Annotated in this window: 22 protein-coding genes; 10 read left to right on the plus strand and 12 right to left on the minus strand. The window is 68.5% G+C overall.

The features are described from left to right. The first annotated feature begins 102 nt into the window (after positions 1-102). From DR_RS00980 to DR_RS00990, 3 genes are all read left to right on the plus strand, one after another. Complete coding sequence (locus tag DR_RS00980; RefSeq protein ID WP_164927945.1) at positions 103-2442, plus strand: amylo-alpha-1,6-glucosidase; 2340 nt, start codon at positions 103-105, stop codon at positions 2440-2442. A 103-nt stretch (positions 2443-2545) separates the two neighbouring features. Then, complete coding sequence (locus tag DR_RS00985) at positions 2546-3223, plus strand: NUDIX hydrolase (protein ID WP_010886838.1); 678 nt, start codon at positions 2546-2548, stop codon at positions 3221-3223. Between the two features lie 27 nt (positions 3224-3250). After that, entirely contained in the window at positions 3251-3601 is a 351-nt protein-coding gene (locus DR_RS00990) for an FUN14 domain-containing protein (protein ID WP_010886839.1), read from the plus strand. 60 nt (positions 3602-3661) lie between these two features. Here DR_RS00990 and DR_RS00995 read toward each other — a convergent pair whose 3' ends face one another. From DR_RS00995 to DR_RS01020, 6 genes are all read right to left on the minus strand, one after another. Beyond that, positions 3662-4345: a zinc metallopeptidase gene (locus tag DR_RS00995; RefSeq protein ID WP_010886840.1), complete on the minus strand. Its 684-nt coding sequence runs from the start codon at positions 4343-4345 to the stop codon at positions 3662-3664. 78 nt (positions 4346-4423) lie between these two features. Then, a complete protein-coding gene (locus DR_RS01000; RefSeq protein ID WP_034350707.1) occupies positions 4424-5119 on the minus strand; it encodes an aminotransferase class IV in 696 nt (231 codons plus the stop codon). After that, entirely contained in the window at positions 5119-7035 is a 1917-nt protein-coding gene (locus tag DR_RS01005; RefSeq protein WP_010886842.1) for an aminodeoxychorismate components I/II, read from the minus strand. Before DR_RS01005 ends, DR_RS01000 begins: the two co-directional genes overlap by 1 nt. A gap of 379 nt (positions 7036-7414) precedes the next feature. Then, positions 7415-8026, minus strand: a complete 612-nt coding sequence (locus tag DR_RS01010; protein WP_010886843.1) for a GNAT family N-acetyltransferase — start codon at positions 8024-8026, stop codon at positions 7415-7417. Positions 8027-8043: 17 nt separating this feature from the next. After that, positions 8044-8706, minus strand: a complete 663-nt coding sequence (gene recR, locus DR_RS01015; protein ID WP_010886844.1) for a recombination mediator RecR — start codon at positions 8704-8706, stop codon at positions 8044-8046. Positions 8707-8818: 112 nt separating this feature from the next. Further along, positions 8819-9109 carry a YbaB/EbfC family nucleoid-associated protein gene (locus DR_RS01020; protein ID WP_010886845.1) on the minus strand — a complete coding sequence of 97 codons (291 nt, stop codon included), beginning with the start codon at positions 9107-9109 and terminating at the stop codon, positions 8819-8821. A gap of 179 nt (positions 9110-9288) precedes the next feature. Here DR_RS01020 and DR_RS01025 point away from each other — a divergent pair, with 179 nt between their 5' ends. Continuing rightward, complete coding sequence (locus DR_RS01025) at positions 9289-9756, plus strand: Lrp/AsnC family transcriptional regulator (RefSeq protein ID WP_027480176.1); 468 nt, start codon at positions 9289-9291, stop codon at positions 9754-9756. 61 nt (positions 9757-9817) lie between these two features. Here DR_RS01025 and DR_RS01030 read toward each other — a convergent pair whose 3' ends face one another. Together DR_RS01030 and DR_RS01035 are read right to left on the minus strand one after the other, a co-directional pair. After that, entirely contained in the window at positions 9818-10636 is an 819-nt protein-coding gene (locus DR_RS01030; RefSeq protein WP_010886847.1) for a DUF937 domain-containing protein, read from the minus strand. 87 nt (positions 10637-10723) lie between these two features. Further along, positions 10724-11260 (minus strand): hypothetical protein, encoded by a 537-nt coding sequence (locus DR_RS01035; RefSeq protein ID WP_010886848.1) that lies wholly within the window; start codon positions 11258-11260, stop codon positions 10724-10726. 113 nt (positions 11261-11373) lie between these two features. Here DR_RS01035 and DR_RS01040 point away from each other — a divergent pair, with 113 nt between their 5' ends. From DR_RS01040 to DR_RS01065, 6 genes are all read left to right on the plus strand, one after another. Beyond that, positions 11374-12195, plus strand: a complete 822-nt coding sequence (locus tag DR_RS01040; RefSeq protein WP_373969209.1) for an ABC transporter permease — start codon at positions 11374-11376, stop codon at positions 12193-12195. Between the two features lie 50 nt (positions 12196-12245). Beyond that, positions 12246-13079, plus strand: coding sequence for an ABC transporter permease (locus DR_RS01045; protein ID WP_010886850.1), 834 nt, complete (start codon positions 12246-12248; stop codon positions 13077-13079). A gap of 79 nt (positions 13080-13158) precedes the next feature. Then, entirely contained in the window at positions 13159-14088 is a 930-nt protein-coding gene (locus DR_RS01050) for an ABC transporter ATP-binding protein (protein ID WP_034350706.1), read from the plus strand. Further along, entirely contained in the window at positions 14085-14483 is a 399-nt protein-coding gene (locus DR_RS01055) for a hypothetical protein (protein ID WP_010886852.1), read from the plus strand. Before DR_RS01050 ends, DR_RS01055 begins: the two co-directional genes overlap by 4 nt. Positions 14484-14686: 203 nt before the next feature. Beyond that, positions 14687-15058 carry a ComEA family DNA-binding protein gene (locus tag DR_RS01060; RefSeq protein WP_010886853.1) on the plus strand — a complete coding sequence of 124 codons (372 nt, stop codon included), beginning with the start codon at positions 14687-14689 and terminating at the stop codon, positions 15056-15058. A gap of 91 nt (positions 15059-15149) precedes the next feature. Beyond that, entirely contained in the window at positions 15150-15542 is a 393-nt protein-coding gene (locus tag DR_RS01065; RefSeq protein ID WP_010886854.1) for a hypothetical protein, read from the plus strand. A gap of 4 nt (positions 15543-15546) precedes the next feature. Here the strand turns inward: DR_RS01065 and trmFO are convergent, their stop codons facing one another. The 4 genes from trmFO to DR_RS01085 all read right to left on the minus strand — a co-directional run bounded on the left by trmFO (position 15547) and on the right by DR_RS01085 (position 19642). Next, the gene (trmFO, locus tag DR_RS01070) at positions 15547-16944 is read right to left on the minus strand and encodes a methylenetetrahydrofolate--tRNA-(uracil(54)-C(5))-methyltransferase (FADH(2)-oxidizing) TrmFO (RefSeq protein WP_034350703.1); all 1398 of its coding nucleotides are present in this window, start codon (positions 16942-16944) and stop codon (positions 15547-15549) included. A gap of 86 nt (positions 16945-17030) precedes the next feature. After that, the gene (locus DR_RS01075) at positions 17031-17867 is read right to left on the minus strand and encodes a YdcF family protein (RefSeq protein ID WP_010886856.1); all 837 of its coding nucleotides are present in this window, start codon (positions 17865-17867) and stop codon (positions 17031-17033) included. Continuing rightward, positions 17864-18970: a mechanosensitive ion channel family protein gene (locus DR_RS01080; RefSeq protein WP_010886857.1), complete on the minus strand. Its 1107-nt coding sequence runs from the start codon at positions 18968-18970 to the stop codon at positions 17864-17866. The genes DR_RS01075 and DR_RS01080 overlap by 4 nt, the downstream gene beginning before the upstream one ends. Before the next feature lie 366 nt (positions 18971-19336). Continuing rightward, positions 19337-19642, minus strand: coding sequence for a hypothetical protein (locus DR_RS01085; RefSeq protein WP_010886858.1), 306 nt, complete (start codon positions 19640-19642; stop codon positions 19337-19339). Positions 19643-19650: the final 8 nt, after the last annotated feature.

Consider the following 19650-nt stretch of genomic DNA (forward strand, 5'->3'; position numbering starts at 1 on the left):
CCGCTGCGGGGTGAGGGCGGGAAGAGAGTGCCCAGAATCCGAACGTCATCCCAATTGAACGTCGAGCCGGGCCAAAGTGAAATCTGCCATGCTGGCAGCCGTATGACCTCCGCGCCCGTTCCCTCTGCCTCGGCGTACACCTACGGTCCCCAGGCGGCCCGCAACCCGGACCTCGAAGTGCTGCTCACCGACGGCCAGGGCGGCTTTGCCCTGAGCAGCCTCGCCGGGGTGCCCACCCGCTGCCACGCGGGGCTGGTGGTCAGCCAGCAACCCCCGGTGTCGCGCTTTTGCCACCTCGTTTCGCCGTTTGAGCGGCTGGAAGTCGGCGGCGAGAGCGTGGACCTGCACGCGCTGGAAGTCGCGCCCGGCGTGTTCGAGGGCCGGGGACTGGGCCTGCTGACCGGGGCGACGGTCTGGGACCTGCTGCCCGAGCGCGAGCAACTGTGGCGCGGCGTGTGGGTGCGGCGCCACGCCTGTATGCCGCAGGACTCGGGCGCACTGGTGCTGCTCTACGAGGTGCGCTCGCGCCAGAGCGTGACCCTGACGCTGGGCGGCTTTTTCGTGGACCGCGGCATGCACGCCGTGCACACCGCGCCGCCCCGGCTTCAGTTCACGCCGCTGGGCTCGGAGGTCCGGGTGCAGGGCGAGCGCGCCACCCGTGTCACCTTGCAGCTTCGGCCCGAACTGGCGACGGGCGCTGTCCCCGCGCAGCCGCTCATTCAGGCGCTCACGCCGCAGCCTTTCGCGCAGCGGGTCTACTACCGCGCAGACGCCACGCGGGGCGAAACGCCGCACGACGTGACGCTGGGCTGCCCGCTGTGGTCAGTGACCCTGCCGCCCGGTGGGGGCGAGGTCGCGCTGGTCGTGCAGGGCGTGACCCCCACGACAGCTCCCGTCCCCGACCCCTGGACCGCCTTCGAGGCCGAGCGTGTCCGCCGCCGGGGCCTGGCCGAGCGGGCGTGGCAGACGACCGGCGTGCGCGACGAACTGGTGGCGACGCTGGCGGTGGCCGCCGACGCCTACCTCGTGCGGCGCGGGCAGGAGACCAAGCGCGGGTCAGGCAAAGGTGGTGCCAGCAAGGGAACGCCCCGTGGCCTGAGTGTCATCGCCGGGTATCCCTGGTTCGCCGACTGGGGCCGCGACGCCATGATTGCCCTCTCGGGCCTGACTCTGGTGACGGGCCGGTTTGAGGACGCCCGCGAGCTGCTGCTGACTTTTCTGGGCCAGCGGCGCCGGGGACTCATTCCCAACCATTTCGACGAGTCAGGTCAGGGCGCCGGGTACAACACGGTAGCACGTCCGCTGTGGCTGGCGGTGGCGCTCGAACGCTACGCCCGCACCACTGGCGATGCACTGTTCGTGCGGCAGGCGCTGCCGATGCTGCGCGAACTGCTCGGCTCGCTGGTGCAGGGGACCGACTATGGCATCGGCATGGACCCCGCCGACGCGCTGCTGCGGGCGGGCGAACCGGGCGTGCAGCTCACCTGGATGGACGTGAAAATCCATGACTGGGTGGTCACGCCCCGCCACGGCAAGCCGGTGGAGATTCAGGCACTGTGGCTCGCGGCGCTGGGGGCCGAGCTGCGGCTCTCGCAGGCGCTCGGCGAGCCTCCCCGCTACGCGGCGGTGCTGGAGCGCGCCCACCACTCGTTCAAGGCGCAGTTCTGGAACCACGCCGCCGACCTGACCGCCGCGCCCACCGCCACGCTGCTCGGCCTGGGCCAACTCGGCAGCTCGCTCGGCGGGGCGCTGAGCGACGCCCTGGACGGCGACTTCGTGCTCGACGACGAGCCCCGGCGCGACACCTCGTCCGACGCACTGCTGACTGTGGGGGGACGGCCAGGGTCCGGCCCAGTCCAGTCCACGACCGGGGCCAGCGAGCTCGGCGTGGGCCACCGCCCCGGCGCGGCCCCGGCTCAGCCGGCGGTGCTTGCCGACGTGATTCAGCCCTCCGGCGAGCAGGACCTGTCGGTGCGGCCCAACGCGGTCATCGCGCTGGCGCTGGCCGACACTCCGGTGGTGGACGAACAGCTCGACGCGGTGCTCGCCCAGACCGAGCGCGAGCTGCTCACCCCGGTGGGCCTGCACACCCTCTCGCCGCACGACCCGCGCTACCTCGGCAACTATGGCGGCCCGCAACTGCTGCGCGACGCGGCCTACCACCAGGGCACCGTCTGGCCCTGGCCGCTGGCGTCTTACGTGGAGCTGCTGCTTTCACGCGGCGAACTCAACCGCGCCCGCGCCGCCCTCGCTGGCCTGACCGGGCACGTCTGGGAAGCGGGCATCGGGCATGTCTCGGAAGTGTTCAGTGGCGACGCGCTCACGCCGGGCGGCTGCCCCTTTCAGGCGTGGAGCGTGGCCGAGCTGCTGCGGGCTCACGTGCTGGTCAGCCTCAGCGAAGCGCAGGCCCACGAGCAGGCGCGGCAGACCCACACCCGCTGACACAAATTCACTGAGAGCGGCGCGTCCGGTCGCCTTTTTCTGTTCTTAGTCGGGACACTTACTCCCTTGACGTAGGGCGGACACCAACCCTAGCATCGCCGGGATGTCGCTCCTGACCCTTCCCCCGCAGGCCACCGAGGTCGGGCTGGCGGTGGACGTGGCGGCCTTCGCCATGCACGCGGGCGAGTTGCGGGTGCTGCTGGTGCAGCGCGGCGAGTTGCCCCACGCCCAGACCTGGGCACTGCCGGGCGGCTTCGTGCAGCCGGGCGAGGAACTGCATGAGGCGGCGCTGCGCGAACTGAGGACCGAAACGAGCGTCAGCCTGGAGCCCCGGCACCTGGAGCAGTTTTTTACCTTCGGCGAGGTGGGGCGCGACCCGCGCGGGCGCGTCGTAAGCGTGGCGCACCTCGCCGTCTTGCCGCACGGCACGGTGGAGGCGCGCGCAGGCGGGCACACCGTGGGGGCCGAGTGGCTCGCCGCGCACACGCCTCCGGCGCTCGCCTTCGACCACCAGGCGATTCTGGACCGCGCCATCAAGCGGCTGCAACTGCGGCTCGACTACGCCAACCTCGCGCTCGAATTTCTGCCCGACACCTTCACCCTGCCCGAGCTGCAAGGCGTGTACGAGGCCATTGGCCACCGCGAACTCGACAAGCGTAATTTCCGTAAGCGCATTCTCGCCGCCGGCATCCTGACCCCCTGCGGCGAGCGGCGCAGCGGCGTGGGACGGCCCGCGCAGCTCTACCGCCGCGCCAAAGGCACCCGCACGGCGGCGCTGTAAGAAAGGGCCGCGCTGTAGCATGGCCCGGTGAGCGCCGCGCCTCCTGCCGACCCCGCCGCCCAGATCACGGCCAGCTTTCAGAGCATGTTGCCCGACCTGGGGCTGGGCGGTCTGCTCGGCCTCGCCGCTGGGTACGCGGTCAGGGTGGTGGGCCGCGTCGCACTGCTGGTCGTCGGCCTCGCCTTTATCGTCGTGCAACTGCTCGCGCACTACGGCGTCGTCACGGTGGACTGGCTGCAACTCCAGACGCTCACCGAGCCGTGGTTGCGCGAGGGTCGCGAGAACTTCGGTGGCTGGTTTTCCCGGGTGTTTCTCGCCAACCTGCCCTTTGCCGGGGCGTTCGCGGCGGGCTTCGTGCTGGGACTGCGGCTGCGGTAGAAGCAGGCCAAAAAAAAGGCCGAAGCGTGTAGCCTCGGCGTTCTTCTTGGATGTGATGTTTCAATCGTCGCTGCTGCGGGCAATCCCTAGCACGTTCATGAACTGCGCGAGCGCCATCGCAAAGCCCGCCACGTAGGTCAGGGCCGCTGCGGTGAGCACCTTTTGCGCGCCCGCCTGCGCTTCACCGCCGCCGCTGATACCGCGCCCGTTGAGGTATTGCAGCGCCCGGCGGCTGGCGTCGAATTCCACCGGCAGGGTCACGAGGTGAAAGAGCAGCGCCCCGCCGAACAGAATCGCGCCGAGCCACAGCAGGCCGGTGCTGTGAACAAAGATGCCGATCATCAGCAGCAGGGGCGCGAAGTTCATGCCGAGGCTCAGCGGCACCGCCATCTGGCCGCGCAGCACCAGCGCCGGCATCCGCACCTTGTCCTGCACCGCGTGCCCGACCTCGTGCGCCGCCACCGCCATCGCGCCGATGCTGGGCACGCCGTAGGTGGACTCGGAGAGCCGCACGACCTTTTGCTGCGGGTCGTAGTGGTCGGTGAGGTCGCCCGGCACCGCCTCTACCGGCACATTGTGCAGGCCGTTTTCGTCCAGCATCATCCGGGCGACCTCGGCCCCGGTCAGGTTGCGCGGGTTGCGAATGTTGCCCCATTTTTTGTAAGTATTGCTCAGATACGCCTGAATCACCAGCGAGGCGACGAAGATCAGCAGAATCAGCGGGGTATACGGGCCAAAAAACATGGTCTTTCCTCCTGTTCAAATCTTAGCGTCCCCCACTCAAGTCCCATGAGAAAAATGCCCTCCCAGTTGACTCCGGGTTTACTTCGGCCAAGCCAGCGCCGGATGCGTAACGGCGGGCCAGCGGACCGGCAATTCGCGCTTCCCGAGCCGCGCCACCGGCACGACCCCGACTCCCGCACCGCAAATCCAGGCCCGCGTGACCTGCGGCAGTTCGGAAACGTGCACCGGCCGCTCCTCATGCGGGTGCCCGGCGAGCCAGAGCGCCCGCGTCGTTCCTGGTAGCCCGCCCGTCGGCACGACCAGCCGCCCGCCGAAGTCCAGCACCGGCGAGGTGCGCGAGCCGTCCACCACGTGTCCCGCCGCGTCGGTCAGCCAGCCTTCAAAGGCCTCCGCCGCCGTCGCCTGCGCCCCCGCCAATCGGTAGGGCAGATAATTCCCGGTCTTGTGCGCCGCGAGTTGCGGGTGTGTCTGCCAGTCGGTGAGGACGACCGCCACGCCGCCCAGGGGCCGGGGGCCGGTGTTCAGGGGCCGAAACTGGTGAAAGGTGCCCTCGTCGGTCACGGTGACGCGCAGCAGGTGCGTGCCAGCGGGCAAGGCGGGCAGGTGCTCGTCCGGTGCAGGCAGCCCTAGAACCGCGCACGTTCCCGCCAGCCGCGCCCAATGCTCCGGCCACAGCAGCGCCGCGCCCTCCTGAAGACGCACGGTGGTGAAGGCGGAGAAGCCGTGGATGGTGGCTGGATGCTGGTTGAGAGAGGGGCGCAGGTCTTTTTCCATCACCCCTCACCCCTCAGCGCAGCGGACCCAGCAACAGCCCGCAGCCAGTTGCCGAGCAGCACCCGTCCCGCCGGGCTCAGCACGCTTTCGGGATGAAACTGCACGCCCCAGGCGGGTTTTCCAGGCACCGCCAGCGCCATAATCTCGCCCCCTTCACTGCGGGCCGTCACCAGTTCGTCGGGTAGCCCGCGCACGACGAGCGAGTGGTAGCGCCCGAAGGCCGCGCCGTTTTCAATCCCGGCAAACAGCCCCGCGCCGCCGTGCTGCACGCGCTCGGGCCGCCCATGCACCGGCTCGGCGCGTTCAACGCGGCCACCCAGCACTTCCCCCAGCGCTTGATGCCCCAGGCACACGCCCAGCAGCGGCACGCCGCGCTCCAGGCACCGCCGGGTCAAGGCGAGTGTGCAGCCGCTCGTCTGCGGAGTGCCGGGGCCGGGACCGACGAGCACGGCGTCGGGGCGGCTCGCCAGCAGCGTTTCTGCGTCCTCGTCCTGGCTCCGCACATCCACCATCGCCCCCAGCGCGAGCAAGTCGTGGGCGAGGTTCCAGGTAAACGAGTCGCGGTTGTCGAGCACCAGCACCCGCAGCGGCGTCTGTGCCTGCTTGGGCACGGGTGGTGGCGTCCAAGGCCGACCCGGCACCGGGGGCTGCCCCGCCTGCGCCGGTCTGCCGGGCACCCCCGCCAGCACGCTGAGGAGGGCCTGCGCCTTGTGGACCGTTTCGCGGGCCTCGCGGGCCGGGTCGGCGTCGATGACGGTGCCGCCGCCCGCACGGACGGTGACGGTCCAGCGGGGAGGCGTTGCTGGCGAACCTGCCGCCGTATCCAGCACAAATTCCGCCGTCCGAATCAGAATATTTACGTCCACCCGTCGCCCGCTCACCAGCCCTGCGCCGCCGGTGTACCAGCCGCGCGGCCCCGGTTCCAGCGCGGCAATCGCGTCCATCACGCGGGCTTTGGGGGCGCCGGTAATCGTGCCGCCGGGGAAAGTGGCGGCGAGCAGGTCTGGCAGCGTCAGGCCCGCGCGGGCGGTGGCCGTGACCTCCGAAACGAGGTGCATGACGTGGCTGTAGCGCTCCACCAGCATCAGGTCGGGCACGCTCACTGTGCCGGGGGCTGCTACCGCGCCCAGGTCGTGGCGCACGAGGTCCACCAGCATGGTGTGCTCGGCCACTTCTTTGGGGCTGGCGCGCAGCTCGGCTTCGAAGGCGGCGTCTTCCTCCGGCGTGTCGCCGCGCCGCCGCGTGCCGGCAATCGGGCGGGCGCTGATGCCGCCGCCTTCCGACACGGCCCAGTCCACCAGCCGCTCGGGGCTGCACGACACGACGACTTCGTTGCCCATGTCCAGAAAGGCCATGAACGGACTCGGATTCACCTCGCGCAGCCGCAGGTACGCCGCCAGCGGGTCGCCCTGCGCCGGGGCCGACACGCCGCGCGACAGGTTGACCTGATACACCTCGCCCGCCCGAATCAGCTCCTGCACGGCCCGTACGCCCGCCGGATAGTCCACGTCGTCCGCGCCGAAGTCGCCCACCGTCAAGCTCGGCAGGGGCGCGGGGTCGCTCGCCAGCAGCGCCGCCCAGTCCAGATGCGGCTCGCCCACGACGCTCAGGGTGCCGGCCTCCCGGTCCCACACCAGCCCGGACGGGTAAAAACCCCACCACTGCGCCGGGCCGCTCGCCGGGTGCGCCGCCAGACCGAACTCGCGGGCCGCCTCATACTTCAGGCCGCCGAGCCAGGCGGGAAAAAAGGCGTCGGGGGCAGGAAGTTCGGGGAGGGTGTGCTGCACGCAGGTCGGCGCGGCGCTCAGGAAGGTGAAACGGGCGTAGGGCAGCACCGGCCCCAGCGATTCGAGCAGGGCGATGCCGGGCAGGCCAGCGGCGCGGAGGCGGAGGAGGGCGTCGGCGGGGGAGAGCACGGGGAAAAGGGTAAAGGGTGGGAGGGGGGCGTGGGGGCTATGGCTTTAGCTTTTGGCCCCAACCCCAAACCCCTATCCCCACAGGGGACAGGGGCTTTGACGCTGGCGCTGTGCAAATGGTGATGATTTCGCTTGGCAGGCGATGTTCTTCAAGTGCGCGGGCTGGTGTAGATGCTCGTGATTTCTATGGACGCGAGGCCCGTGCGCTTACAGCGCCCGACGGCCCTGGCATTCTGCGTTTCGCGATTTTCTGGGGGGAGTGGAAACCGCAGCCAAAGCATTTTTCGTCCCTCTCCCCTTGCGGGAGAGGGCCTTGCCGTAGGCAAGGGGTGAGGGGGCATCCAGACCCGCGCCAACGGAATCTCACCCCGTCACCCCCCTAAACCCCACTCCCCAGCCGCCTCTCCAACCCCGCCTTCACCCCTTCCCACTCGTCCGCCAACACGCTGAAAATCACCGAGTCGCGGGCGTAGCCGTCGGGCCGGACCTGGTACTGGCGCAGCGTGCCCTCGCGCACCGCCCCTAGCTTGTCCAGCGCGCGCAGGCTACGGGCGTTGCGGCTGTCCACCTTGAACTGCACGCGGCCCGCGCCCAGCACCTCGAAGGCGCGGGCGAGCAGCAGCAGCTTGGATTCGGGGTTGGCGAAGGTGCCGCGCCCGGCGGGCAGCAGCATGGTGCCGATTTCCAGCCAGCGGTCGTCGGGCCGGGCCTCGCTGTAGCTGATGCGGCCCAGCACCGTTTCGTCCGGCCCCAGCACCGCCCAGTTCACGCGGTGGGGCAGGCTGTTGAGCCGCTCGATGTGCGCGGCCCACTCTTCCGGCGTGTTCGTCTGCGGACCGCCGCGGGCCAGAAATTCGACCGTCTGCGCGTCGGCTCCGGCGCACATTCCGGCGGCGTGGACGGCACTCAGCGGCACGAGGGCAACGAAACGGCCCCGCATCTCTACGGGGCGCGTCCAGTCTTCGGCGGGGGCAGGGTGTGAGGGCAGCATGGCTCAGGCTACCGCCGTTAGCGGGATGCGGGCACCGCTGCTCCGTCGGCGCCGTCTTCGTCACCGGGACGTTGCGGCGGCTGGGGCTTGCTCACGGTCTGGCGGCCTGTGAGCGCACGGCCCAGCGTCACCTCGTCGGTGTATTCCAGCGAGCCGCCCACCGGCACCCCGTAGGCGATGCGGCTGATGGCGGCGCCGAGCGGTTCGAGCAGCCGCTGAAGGTAGAGCGCGGTGGCGTCGCCCTCCACCGTTGTGCCAGTCGCCAGAATCACTTCCATGCCTTGCCCCACGCGGGGCAGCAGCGGCTTGATGTGCAGCTTGTCGGGGCCGACGCCGTTCATCGGGCTCAGAACGCCGTGCAGGACGTGGTAGAGCCCCCGGTACTCGCCGCTGCGCTCCAGCGCAATCACGTCGCCGGGTTCTTCCACCACGCAGATGGTGCGCTGGTCGCGGCTGGGGTCGGCGCACACGTCGCACTTCTCGGCGTCGGTGATGTTGAAACAAATCGGGCAGACGTGCAGGTCGCGCTTGGCTTCGAGCAGGGCGGAGGCGAGGCGCTCGATGTCCTCACGCGGCTGCTCGAACAGGTGAAAGGCGAGTCGCTGCGCGCTCTTGGGGCCGATGCCCGGCAAGCGTGACAGCTCGCGGATGAGGGACACGAGGGAAGGCGGATATTTCATTTTGCGCCTCCGGCACGTCTAAAAGTCTGAGGGTCTAAGAGTCCAAGAGAGGGAGCCCTTAGACCCTCAGACTGTTTGACCCTCAGACGACCAAGCGCCAGCGCGGTCACACTCAAAAGCCGGGCAGTCCCAGGCCCGCCGTCGCTTCGCGCTGCAAGCCCTCGGCCTTCTCGGCGGCGTCGTTGATGGCGGCCAGAATCAGGTCTTCCAGAGCTTCCACGTCGTCGCCGTCCACCGCTTCGGGCTTGATTTTCAGGCTGGTCACCTTGCCGTGCCCGTTCATCTGCACCGTCACCAGGCCGCTCGCGGTGCCTTCCACCGACTGCGCCGCCAGTTCGTCCTGAATCTTGCCAGCCGCGACCTGCGCCTGCTGCATCTGCTTCATCAACTTCTTCATGTCCATGACCGTCAGTCTAGCGGCTGGCCTCTCACGGCGGCATGACCCGGACCACCGTTGGAGGACAAGCCGCTACGCCGCCACTTTGTGCCAGCAGAGGAAGACAAAACTGGCAAACGCAACGGCGAGTAACCTTATGAATGCCGTTTGCTCACTTTGACCTGTCAAATGTTAGGCTGAGGACGATGAAATCTCCGGCCTACCGTCTGGACGCGCTTGACGAGCGGATTTTGCAGGAATTGCAGCAGGACTCGCGCCTGAGTATGCGCGAACTCGGGCGGCGCATCGGGCTTTCGGCGCCCGCCGTGACCGAGCGGGTGCGGCGCCTGGAGGAAGCGGGCGTGGTGCTGGGCTACGGCGTGCGCGTGGCCGCCAAACCGCTGGGGCGCGCCATCAGCGCCTTTATCGGCGTGAAGGACTCGGGCCGCAATGACCCGGCGCTCGTCCGCTGGGCCAGGGAGCGCGACGGCGTGCTGGAATGCCACTCGGTGACCGGCGACAACTCCTGCATGCTCAAGGTTGCCGTGGCGGACGTGGCCGAACTGGAAGTGCTGCTCGGAGAACTGATTGACCTGGGCTTTACCTGCGACACGTCCATCGTGCTCAGCACGCCTCTGGAAGGGAAGCTGCTGCTGCCTCCGCAGGAAGATTGACGGCAAAGAGCGGCGGGCCGAGAGTTCGTCCTCTCCGCCCGCTGCTGCTGCTCTCCGGTGTTTAGCGGCGTCCGCCAAACATCCCAATAAGGTCGTTCAGCGCGTTGCCGTCACCGTCGCGGTCCAGCGTGCGGTTGAGGGTGCCGAGCAGGTCGCCCTGACCGCCCATTTGAGCTTGGCCCATCTGTGCCTGACCCATCTGGGGCTGCTGCGCTGCGTTGCCCGCCGGAAAGCCGGGGAACATCTGGCCGCCGCCCATGCCGGTGTTCTGGTTCTGAGACTGCGGCATCTGTGCTTGCGCCTGACCCCCGCCGAGCATCCCGCCCAGCACACTGCCGAGGCCGCCCGCCGCGCCGCCACCGAGCAGCCCGCCGAGGATGGAGCCGAGGCCCCCGCCCAGACCGCCGCCCATGCCACCAGGAAGGCTCATGCCGCCGCCCGACTGTCCGCCCATGTTGCCGCCCATCTGCCCACCCTGGGCACGGGAGCGGTTGCTGAGGTAGCTCAGAATCAGGGGCGCGACCATCATCAGAATCTGCATCGCCATCTGGGGGTCAATGCCCGCCCGCTGGCCGATGGCGTTGGCCGCCGCCTGCTGCTGCCCGCCGAACACGTGGCCCAGGATTTTCTGGCCCTCGTTCATGTCGGGTGTCTGCCCCTGCTGAAAGCCGAGCATGGCGCTGTCGTCGTGCTGGCCGACCGCCGACGCGAGCGCGTCCAGGCCGCCGGGCTGGGTCGCGTTGCGGGTCATCGCGCCGAGCAGCAGCGGCACAGCCGCTTCCAGCGCCGCTTCGGTCTGCTGGGGGGTGGTGCCGAGTTGGTTGCCGACCGTCTGCTGTGCCTGACCCATGCCGCCGAGCATGTTGAAAATGTCCATCATGGTGGGTGTCCTCCTGAGATGAAGTGAAATCGGCTCAGCGTAGGGTGAGGGCGTGAAGGTGGGGGCAGAGCCGGGTTGCGCGTTCGTTTAGGCGGTGGGGTGCCCCCTGCCGACTGCCGCTAGAAACCGCCGTGCCTCCCCTGGCGAACGCAGGCGCACCAGGCGCAAGTGAGGAAATTCGGCGGCGAGGGCGGGAGTCTCCTGCCTTCTCCGCCAGTGGGTTTTCCAGAACCAGCGTAAGGGGCCTTCGGGGTCTAGAAGCGCCCCGCGCCATGTTTCGCGGTTGCCGTTCCAGAGTTCCTGCTGCGTCAGCACTCGCCATAGAGTTCGGCGGACGAGACGCGAATACACCAACCACGCAGGAAAATCCAGCCAGATGAGCGTGTCCGCCCGCGCCCAGCCGAGGTCGCGGGCCTTGCCATAGTTCCCGTCCATGACCCAAGCGGGCTGGGACGTGAAGGTATCCACCCGGGCGCGGAAGCGGCCCAGCGGGGCCATCTGCCAGTTCGCTTCGTGGTTCCAGGCGTCCTGCTCGCCGTGGGGCAGGCCGAGCCGCTGCGCCAGTGCACGGGCAAACGTCGTTTTGCCGCTGCCGGTGGTTCCGATGACGATGATGCGGAGCATGGGCAGAGTTCAGCACGGACGCCCCCCGCGCCCATGAGCCATCTGGCCGATGCGCCCGCGCTCCGGCCCTGCCTATCCTTCACGTTCCACAGTTCGGCACAACTGGGGTGGAGGTGGCTTTGAATGATTTTTTGAGTATTCCGGCGGTCAATGCCGGTCTGTATCTCGCGCTCGCCCGGCTGGGGTTCCGGCGGCAGTTCGCGTACCTGCAAGCGGCGCTGTGGGGGTTGGTCACGAATCTGTTTTTCGGGCTGCTGCGGATTTCTATTTTGCTGGCGCTGTTTGATGGGCGGCCCCAGGTGGCGGGGCTGACGGGCGGCGACGCGGTGACGTATGTCGCGCTGACGCAGACGTTTATCGCGTCGTTTTCGCTGTTCGGGTGGTCGGAGTTCATGCGGACCATTCACCGGGGCGAGGTGGCGACCGACCTGCTGCGTCCGCTGGACCTGCTGGCGTCCTGGGCGGCGCAGGATGCGGGCCGGGCGGCGGGACAGTTCGTGCTGCGCGGGCTGCCGATGCTGGTGCTCTTTGCGCTGCTGTGGGGGGCGCGGATGCCCGCTTTGCCGCCTGAGACGCTATTGAGCGTGGTGCCCGCGTGGGCGTGCGGCTTCGCCTACCGCTTTCTGGTCAACTGCGCCGCCTTCTGGTCGCCGGACGCGGTGGGCATCGGGCGCTTCGCCTGGGTGCTGCTGGGGCTGGGCTGCGGGTTTCTGATGCCGCTGCGCCTGTTTCCCGACTGGCTGCGGGCGGCGCTGGCGTGGACGCCGTTTCCTTCCATGCTCAACACCACCGTGGAGCTGTGGCTGGGCCTGAAAACCGGCGCGGCGGCGTGGGGAGCACTCGGCGTGCAGATGGGCTGGACCGTGGCTTTGCTGGGGCTGTGCGCCTGGGTGCTCCGGCGGGGCCTCGGGCGGCTGGAGGTGGCCGGTGGGTAGGGCGTCAATGGGTGATGGACGAAGGTTGATGGAAGGGGGAGCCAGAGCTGATGCGTGACCCCCATCATCCATCACCCCTCTACCATCTCCGGCTCTACTTCCTGCTGCTGCGCGCGCAGGCCCGGTCGCAGCAGGTCTACCGCCTGTCCTTTGCGCTGGACGCGCTGGCCGCCGCGCTTATCACGTTTACCGAGTTCATGGCGTTTGTGCTGGTGCTGCCCCGCTTTGGGGGCCTGGGCGGGTGGACACTGCCCGAGGTGTCGCTGCTCTACGGCCTTGCAGAACTGAGTTTCGTGGTGATGGACATGCTGTTTGGCGGCTTTGACGCGCCCAACATGAGCCAGCAGGTCCGCAGCGGCAGTTTTTCCACCTTCCTGCTGCGGCCCTTGCCGTTGCCGCTGCAAGTCTTCGGGTCGGACTTCGCGCTGCGGCGGGTTACGCGGGTGCTGCTGGCGGTGGGCATCGTGGCGTATGCCGTGTCGGGGCTGGACATCTCGTGGACGCCCGCTGATATTGCTCTGCTTGTGGGCAGCGTGCTCGGCATGACTGCCTTTTTCGGTGGCCTGTTCGTCATCGGCGGCACGCTGACCTTCTGGACAGTGGAGAGCGTGGAGGCGATGAACGTGCTCACCTACGGGGGCCGTTCGCTGATTTCGTACCCGATGGACATTTACGGGACGTTCCTGCGTAAGACCTTCACCTACGTTATCCCCGCCGCCTTTCTCTCGTATTTTCCCGTGCTGCATGTGCTGGGCCGCCCGTTGCCCGACGGCTTGCCTGAGTGGGCGGCTTTCCTTCCCTTGCCTGCCGGAGTGCTGGTGCTGACACTTGCCTTCGCCTTCTGGCGGGTGGGGGTGCGGCGGTACGTGGGCACGGGGAGTTGATGGTGCTCGTCTTTTCTCCATCCACCATCAGGCCGTCAGGCCGAACCTCTCCACCATCTCCCCTCCGAAGGAGCCACCCATGATTGAAGTGCGCCACCTGTGCAAGTCGTTCGCCCGCAAACCCGCCGTGCAGGACATTTCGTTTTCCATTCCGGCGGGCGAAATCGTGGGGTATCTGGGGCCGAACGGAGCGGGCAAATCCACCACCATCAAGGTGCTGACCGGGCTGCTGGTGCCCGACTCCGGCGAGGTGCGGGTGGGCGGTTTGGTGCCGTGGAAACAGCGGCGGCAGCATGTGGCGCGGCTGGGCGCGGTGTTCGGGCAGCGCACGACGCTGTGGTGGGACCTGCCGGTGCGCGAGTCGCTGGAGTTGCTGCGGCATGTGTACCGCGTGCCCGCTGCCCGTTTTGCCGAGAACCTCGCCGGCTTTACCGAGCTGCTGGAGCTGGGGCCGTTTCTGAACACCCCGGCGCGGGCGCTCTCGTTGGGGCAGCGGATGCGGGCCGACCTCGCGGCGGCGCTGCTACACGACCCCGAACTGCTGTTTCTGGACGAACCGACGGTGGGGCTGGACGTGGTGGCAAAGGAGCGCATCCGCGAATTTGTCAAAGCGGTCAATGCCGAGCGCGGCGTCACCGTGCTGCTCACCACCCACGACCTCGGCGACGTGGAGCGGCTCGCGCGCCGGGTGATGATGATTGACACCGGGCGGCTGCTGTTCGACGGCCCGCTCGCAGAGTTGCAGGCCCGCTACGGCGGCGAGCGGGAACTGTGGGTGGAATTTGAAAAAGCCCCCGCGCAGCCCGCCCTGCCCGGCCTCACGCTGCTGGGGCAAGACGGCCCGCGCGTGCGCTACGGCTTTTCCGGGGCCGCCGCCGCGCCCATCGCGCAGGTGACGGCGCTGGCCCCGGTGCGCGACCTCGCCGTCAAGGAGCCGGAGGTGGAAGCGACCATCCGGCGGATTTACGAGGGGAACCTGCTGGGGAGCAGAAGCGTAAGGGAGGGATGACCGCACCTGAAGATTCCCGCTCACGCCTTGCGCCGCAGCCGTTCACACTTCCACTGTGGCTGAGCGTGCCGCTGCTGCTCGGACTGCTGATGTATGGCGCGGACACGGCCCTGCACGCCGTCGCGTGGCCGGGACAGCTCGGAGGCGTGCTGGGGGCAGTGCTGGCGCTGTGCGGCGTCGTTTTCACCTGGCGCCGCCGGGCGCCTTCCGCGCCAGGAGCGTTTTTCGGTGCCTACGTGCTGATGAAGGCGTGGGCGCGGCTGGACCCTGCCGCCGCCAACGGCACGCTGGCGGGCAGGTCTCTCATCTGGCCGGTGCTGTTGTCGCTGCTGGTGGGGTGCTGGCTGGTGTTCTCCGACAAAGTTTTCTCTGATGGGAAGTCGCACCCTGCCTGACCGCTTCGGCTTGCAAGTGGAACCCGAGATTCAGGAGGCCTGGCGGCGGACCTTCGATACAGTTCGCTCGCTGTCGTGACCTTCAGCGAGTTTGTCTTGCCACTCATGCTGGTGGGGTGGCTGGCGCGGCGCAGGCAACCGCGAGACTTCCTTTCACCTCACCGTTAGACCGGCTGCCTACCTTCCGCGCAGGAGGCCTGCTTATGACCAAGACCCTGCTGTCCGCCCTCGCCGCCCTGCTCCTGTCCACTGCCGCTTTCGCTCAGACGGCCCCGACCCCAGTCCATGCTGCACCGACCCAGACCGCATCTTCCCAGACGGCCCCGACGACTTCGACCCACACCCCGAAGGCCCGCACAGCTACGCCCCGGACCACCGCGCCGCTGCCCACGGCCCCGGTAAACGTCAACACTGCCACCGCCGCGCAGCTCATGACCCTGCCGGGCGTGAGCAACAAGATTGCCGCCGAGATCATCAAGGACCGGCCCTATAAGAACGCCGCCGAGCTGGTCAAAAAGGTCAAAGGCATCGGCAAGAACAACGTCAAGCCGATGACGCCTTACCTCGCCTTCTGAAGATTGCAGCCACCGTCTAAAGAGAACGCCGGGGGAGACCCGGCGTTGTTGCTGGTTGGAACCCGCGCGCTGCTCGGCGCATATTCGGGGCATGACTCGCCCTGACCGCTTTGGCCTGGAAGGTGCGCCTGAAATCCGAAAGGCGCGGCGCCGGCCCTTTGGACGTGGCCCCTTCGCCACGGTTCTGCTGGCCCTCCTCGCGCTGAGCGGCGTTGCAGGACTGTTGGCGGCGAAAAGCTGGTACGGAGACCTTGGGGGCGTCGTCGCCCTGCTGTGCGCCGTGCTGGGGCTGGTGCAGCAGCGGCGCGGCGGGCTGAGCGACAACGGCGCGCTGTGGTGGTACGTGACCGGCTTTTTCACCCTGACGCTCTGGCAACGGCTCGACCGCCTGCCGCAGCCACCCCTGACGGGCACGCTGGTCTGGACTGTGCTGATGAGCATCGGCCTGCCCGCACTGCTGCTGTGGTGGCTGCGGCGGCGTTAGCCCCTCAGCGAATCGCCGGCAGCTCGTCCTGCGGATGCTCGGGTACGGCAGGCGGCGTCACCGGCACCCCGGCGTCTTGCCCGGCCCAGGCCATGAAGGCGCCCAGGCCCCGGCGAAAGAGCGGCGGGCGCTTCTCGCGTTTGCCAAGTTTCTTGGGCTTGCCGGTCTTTTCGTTGATCTCAGTGGGCAGCTCGGGCACCAGCGCCCAGTTCACGTTCATCGGCTGAAAGCCCTTGGGGTTGGCCGAAGCGAGGTAACGCACCAGCCCGCCCAGCATGGACTCGGCGGGAGGGGTCAGCGGTTCCAGACCCAGGGCGAGGCGCGCCGCGTTCGTTCCGGCCAGCCAGCCGGTCGCGCTCGATTCGAGGTAGCCCTCGGTGCCGGCCAGCACGCCCGCCACCAGTTTCTGCGGGTCGGCGCGCAGTTGCAGCGTACTGTCCAGCACTTCCGGCGCGTTGAGGTAGGTGTTGCGGTGCATCACGCCGTATCGCACGATGTCGGCGTTGTGCAGGCCGGGAATCAGTTGCACGACGGCCTTCTGGTCACCCCACTTCAGCCCGGTCTGAAAGCCCACCAGCGACCACATGCGGCCCTCGGCGTCTTCCTGGCGCAGCTGCGCCACCGCGTAAGGCCAGCGCCCGGTCTTGGGGTCGTCCAGCCCTTTGGGGGACATCGGCCCGAAGCGTGGGGTGTCCACGCCCCGGCGGGCGATTTCTTCGATGGGCATGCAGCCTTCGAAAAATTCCAGCTTTTCCCAGTCGTGCGGCGTGTGGCTGCGCGCGGTTTCGAGCGCCTCGAAGAAGGCCAGATATTCTTCCTTGGTAAACGGGCAGTTGATGTAATCGGCGCTCTGGTCGTAGCGCCCGGCCCGCCACGCGATGTCCATGTCGATGGAATCCACGTCAATGACGGGCGCGGCAGCGTCGTAGAAGCTCAGGCGCTCGGAGCCGGTCAGCCGCCTCAGGTCGCTCGCCAGCGCGTCGGCGGTCAGCGGCCCGGAGGCAATGACGCAGATGCCGTCGGGCACGGTTTCTACCTCACCCTCCACGACTTCAATCAAGGGGTGGTTTTTCACCTGCTCGGTCACGTGGGCACTGAAGGCGTCGCGATCCACCGCCAGCGCGTTGCCCGCTGGCACCCGGCTCGCGTCGGCGGAGGTCACGATGGCCGCGCCCACCGAGCGCATCTCGGCTTGCAGCAGGCCCTTGCTCTGCATCTCGCCTTCGCCGCCGAGACTGGTCGAGCAGACGAGTTCGGCAAAGTTGGCGGTGCGGTGCGCGGGGGTCATCTTCTGCGGGCGCATCTCGAAGAGCCGCACGCGCACGCCGAGCTTGGCGGCGGCCAGCGCGGCTTCGGACCCGGCGAGGCCCGCGCCGACGACGGTGATGGTGGGAGAAGACATGAGGTTGATGGTAAAGGGTTGATGGGAGATGGATAGCGAGGCTAAGGCCAAAGTTGCTCTCCCTATCCACCATCAACGGCCCACCATTACCTCTCCGGCGTGCCGCCCAGTGCGCTTTTGACCCGCGACAGCCCCTCGTACAGCAGCGTCCGCAGGGCAAAGAGGCGGTCACTCGGCGTCTGCAACGACTGGTCGTAGCGGCTCTCGAAGGTCGGCACGCTGACCACCGGCACGCCATACCCGGCAAACAGGGCGGCGGCGCGGCGCGAGTGGCTGGGCGAAGTGACGAGCAGCACCCGCCGCCAGCCGCGCTCACGCGCCAGCACGCTCACCCGCTGCGCCTCGTCGCGGGTGGTGGTGACGTGGGGGAGGGTGAGCACCTCGGGCCCGCCCGCGCCGTAGAGCTCCCGGACCAGCTCGCGCTCCAGCACGCTCATTTTCGGGCAATTGTGGGGGCCGATAAGGCCCGACTGCTCCGACACGGTGATGACCGGCGCGTACCCCGCCTGCCACAGCCGCAGCCCGCCGAGCAGCCGCGCCACACTGCTCGATTCCAGTTGCGCCGCGCCGCAGTTCACCCCGCCACCGAGCACCACAATCGCGTCGGCCTTGACCGGCGGCTGCGTCAGCGTGAGCGCGCTCAGCGGCCCGCGCAGCACGGGCGTGAGCAGACACAACAGGCACAGCAGCGCCGCCGCCCCCGCCCCGCCGAACAGCAGCCAGCGCGACGGACGAAAAGCCCCTGCCAGCGTTCCCAGCGCCAGCAGCCCGAGCAGCAGCGCCGGAGTCGCGCGCACGTCGCCCACGAAGGCCACGAGCAGCCCCAGCCCCGCTCCCACCGCGAGGCCGCCCGCCACGCCGCGCCAGCGGGCCCAGGGATTCAGCGCGCGGTTCACGGTGCTCGGCACTTCGGTGTTCGTCATCCTCGCGGCTCCGGCGCGGTGGGCGCCCCGTCCACCCGGTAAATCCACTGGCGCGGATAGGGCGCGGCGAGGCCGGCGTCTTGCAGGGCTTCTTTGGCCGCCTCGCGCAGTTGCATGGTCAGGACCGGGTAGGCCTTCACGTTCTCGTCGCTCACGTAAAACCGCATGATGAGTTCTAAGTTACTCTCGTTCACTTCGCGCACCAGCACCACCGGCGCGGGGTCCGTCTCGACTTTGGGGTGCTGCGCCATCACCCTCAGCAGCACGGCGCGGGCCTCAGGCACCCGCTCCGCGTAGGCGAGCGGCAGCGGCACGTTCAGGCGCAGGGTGCCGCCCGCCGTCAGGTTCACCACGGTGGCCCCCGCCACGTCCTTGTTGGGAATACTGACCCACTCATTGTCGCGGGTCATGATGCGGGTGGTCCGCAGCGTGAGGCCGTGCACCTGCCCCTCGTAGTCGCGGATGCGCACCCAGTCGCCAATCCGAAAGGGCCGGTCGAGCAGCAGCGTCACCCCGCTGATGAGGTTGGCGAGAATGTCCTGCGCGGCAAAGCCCACCGCCAGCCCCACCACGCCCAGCCCGCCCAGAATCGGCAGCAGGTCGATGCCGAACTGCCGGAAGATGAGGTAGATGCCCGAGAGCAGCCACACCCCCCGCACCACGTTGCTCAGCAGCAGCGAGAGGCTGGCGTCCAGCCCCCAGGCGTTCGCCTGCCGGTGCAGCAGGTGGTGAATAAGCGCCCAGCCCGCGTAGAGCAGAAGCAGCAGCAGATACCCCCGGAACAGGGCCGGGATATACGGCGTCAGCAGTGGAAAGAGCCCCGCCACCGAAATGGCCGCCAGCAGCAGCCCGGTCAGCCGCAGCACCCGCCGCAGCGTGGTCCGCAGCACCGGATGCGCGTCCGGCGGCCCGAAGCGGCTCAGCAGCCACAGCGCCAGCCGAATCAGCCCCCAGAACAGCAGTGCGTAGGCGGCGGCCAGCACCGCGGAGAGCAGGATGGCGGGGCCGTATTCCGTCAGGAACCGCTGTACGTCGGCCCAGACTGTGCGCCCCAGGTCCAGCAGGGCGTCGAGGCCGAACAGGTGCGACTTGGTGAGGCTCATGGGGGGAGTTTAGGGGCTTTGGGGCGTTGGCTTGAGCTTTTGGCCCCAACCCCCAGCCCCTCTCCCCAAAGGGGACAGGGGGGCTCACGTTGGCACTGGGCACATGGCGGTGATGACGCGTACCGGGCGGCTTTTCGCAAGTGCGTGGGCTGGTCTGGACGCTCGTGATTTCTGCGGACGCGAGGCCCGTGCGCTTTCAGCGCCCGACGGCCCTTCCGTTCTGCGTTTCACGATTTTTTCGGGGGTAGCGCAGAATAAGGCTAAAGCGAAAGCGTTTTGACCCTCTACCAGGGGGAGAGGGCCTCGCGTAGCGAGGGGTGACTCGTAGAGCTGCTTGCAGAGGGGTCTTTCCCTCCACCTACCCCCTCACTCCACATCCCACCCATCCCCCACTCGGCCCTTGCGCCGCTCCTTTTTCCGCGCCTCCTTGCCCTTTTTGCGCTGCGGTTTGGGGGGGAGTTGCAGGTCGTAGAGGCGCTCCGGGTTGCAGGGGGCGGGCACTTCGCCCAGGCGTTCGCCGGGGTCGGCGGTGCGGAGGTTGCCCGCCGGGTGCAGGTGCCGCTCGCCGCAGTAGGGGCACTCGCCCACCACCCAGAACATCACCCGCGTTCCGGGCAGGTCGCGCAGGGTGACGAAAGCGGGTCGCGTGGTCAGGCGGTCTTTTTTGCCCATGACGCAGA

The organism is Deinococcus radiodurans R1 = ATCC 13939 = DSM 20539, from assembly GCF_000008565.1.
GTDB classification, from domain to species: domain Bacteria; phylum Deinococcota; class Deinococci; order Deinococcales; family Deinococcaceae; genus Deinococcus; species Deinococcus radiodurans.

Bases quoted from the DNA above. Each gene is read 5' to 3' on its own strand.
- DR_RS00980 (WP_164927945.1), top strand. From the start codon at position 103: ATGACCTCCGCGCCCGTTCCCTCTGCCTCGGCGTACACCTACGGTCCC.
- DR_RS00985 (WP_010886838.1), top strand. From the start codon at position 2,546: ATGTCGCTCCTGACCCTTCCCCCGCAGGCCACCGAGGTCGGGCTGGCG.
- DR_RS00995 (WP_010886840.1), bottom strand. From the start codon at position 4,345: ATGTTTTTTGGCCCGTATACCCCGCTGATTCTGCTGATCTTCGTCGCC.
- DR_RS01000 (WP_034350707.1), bottom strand. From the start codon at position 5,119: ATGGAAAAAGACCTGCGCCCCTCTCTCAACCAGCATCCAGCCACCATC.
- DR_RS01010 (WP_010886843.1), bottom strand. From the start codon at position 8,026: ATGCTGCCCTCACACCCTGCCCCCGCCGAAGACTGGACGCGCCCCGTA.
- recR (WP_010886844.1), bottom strand. From the start codon at position 8,706: ATGAAATATCCGCCTTCCCTCGTGTCCCTCATCCGCGAGCTGTCACGC.
- DR_RS01020 (WP_010886845.1), bottom strand. From the start codon at position 9,109: ATGGACATGAAGAAGTTGATGAAGCAGATGCAGCAGGCGCAGGTCGCG.
- DR_RS01025 (WP_027480176.1), top strand. From the start codon at position 9,289: ATGAAATCTCCGGCCTACCGTCTGGACGCGCTTGACGAGCGGATTTTG.
- DR_RS01030 (WP_010886847.1), bottom strand. From the start codon at position 10,636: ATGATGGACATTTTCAACATGCTCGGCGGCATGGGTCAGGCACAGCAG.
- DR_RS01035 (WP_010886848.1), bottom strand. From the start codon at position 11,260: ATGCTCCGCATCATCGTCATCGGAACCACCGGCAGCGGCAAAACGACG.
- DR_RS01045 (WP_010886850.1), top strand. From the start codon at position 12,246: ATGCGTGACCCCCATCATCCATCACCCCTCTACCATCTCCGGCTCTAC.
- DR_RS01050 (WP_034350706.1), top strand. From the start codon at position 13,159: ATGATTGAAGTGCGCCACCTGTGCAAGTCGTTCGCCCGCAAACCCGCC.
- DR_RS01055 (WP_010886852.1), top strand. From the start codon at position 14,085: ATGACCGCACCTGAAGATTCCCGCTCACGCCTTGCGCCGCAGCCGTTC.
- DR_RS01060 (WP_010886853.1), top strand. From the start codon at position 14,687: ATGACCAAGACCCTGCTGTCCGCCCTCGCCGCCCTGCTCCTGTCCACT.
- DR_RS01065 (WP_010886854.1), top strand. From the start codon at position 15,150: ATGACTCGCCCTGACCGCTTTGGCCTGGAAGGTGCGCCTGAAATCCGA.
- trmFO (WP_034350703.1), bottom strand. From the start codon at position 16,944: ATGTCTTCTCCCACCATCACCGTCGTCGGCGCGGGCCTCGCCGGGTCC.
- DR_RS01075 (WP_010886856.1), bottom strand. From the start codon at position 17,867: ATGACGAACACCGAAGTGCCGAGCACCGTGAACCGCGCGCTGAATCCC.
- DR_RS01080 (WP_010886857.1), bottom strand. From the start codon at position 18,970: ATGAGCCTCACCAAGTCGCACCTGTTCGGCCTCGACGCCCTGCTGGAC.
- DR_RS01085 (WP_010886858.1), bottom strand. From the start codon at position 19,642: ATGGGCAAAAAAGACCGCCTGACCACGCGACCCGCTTTCGTCACCCTG.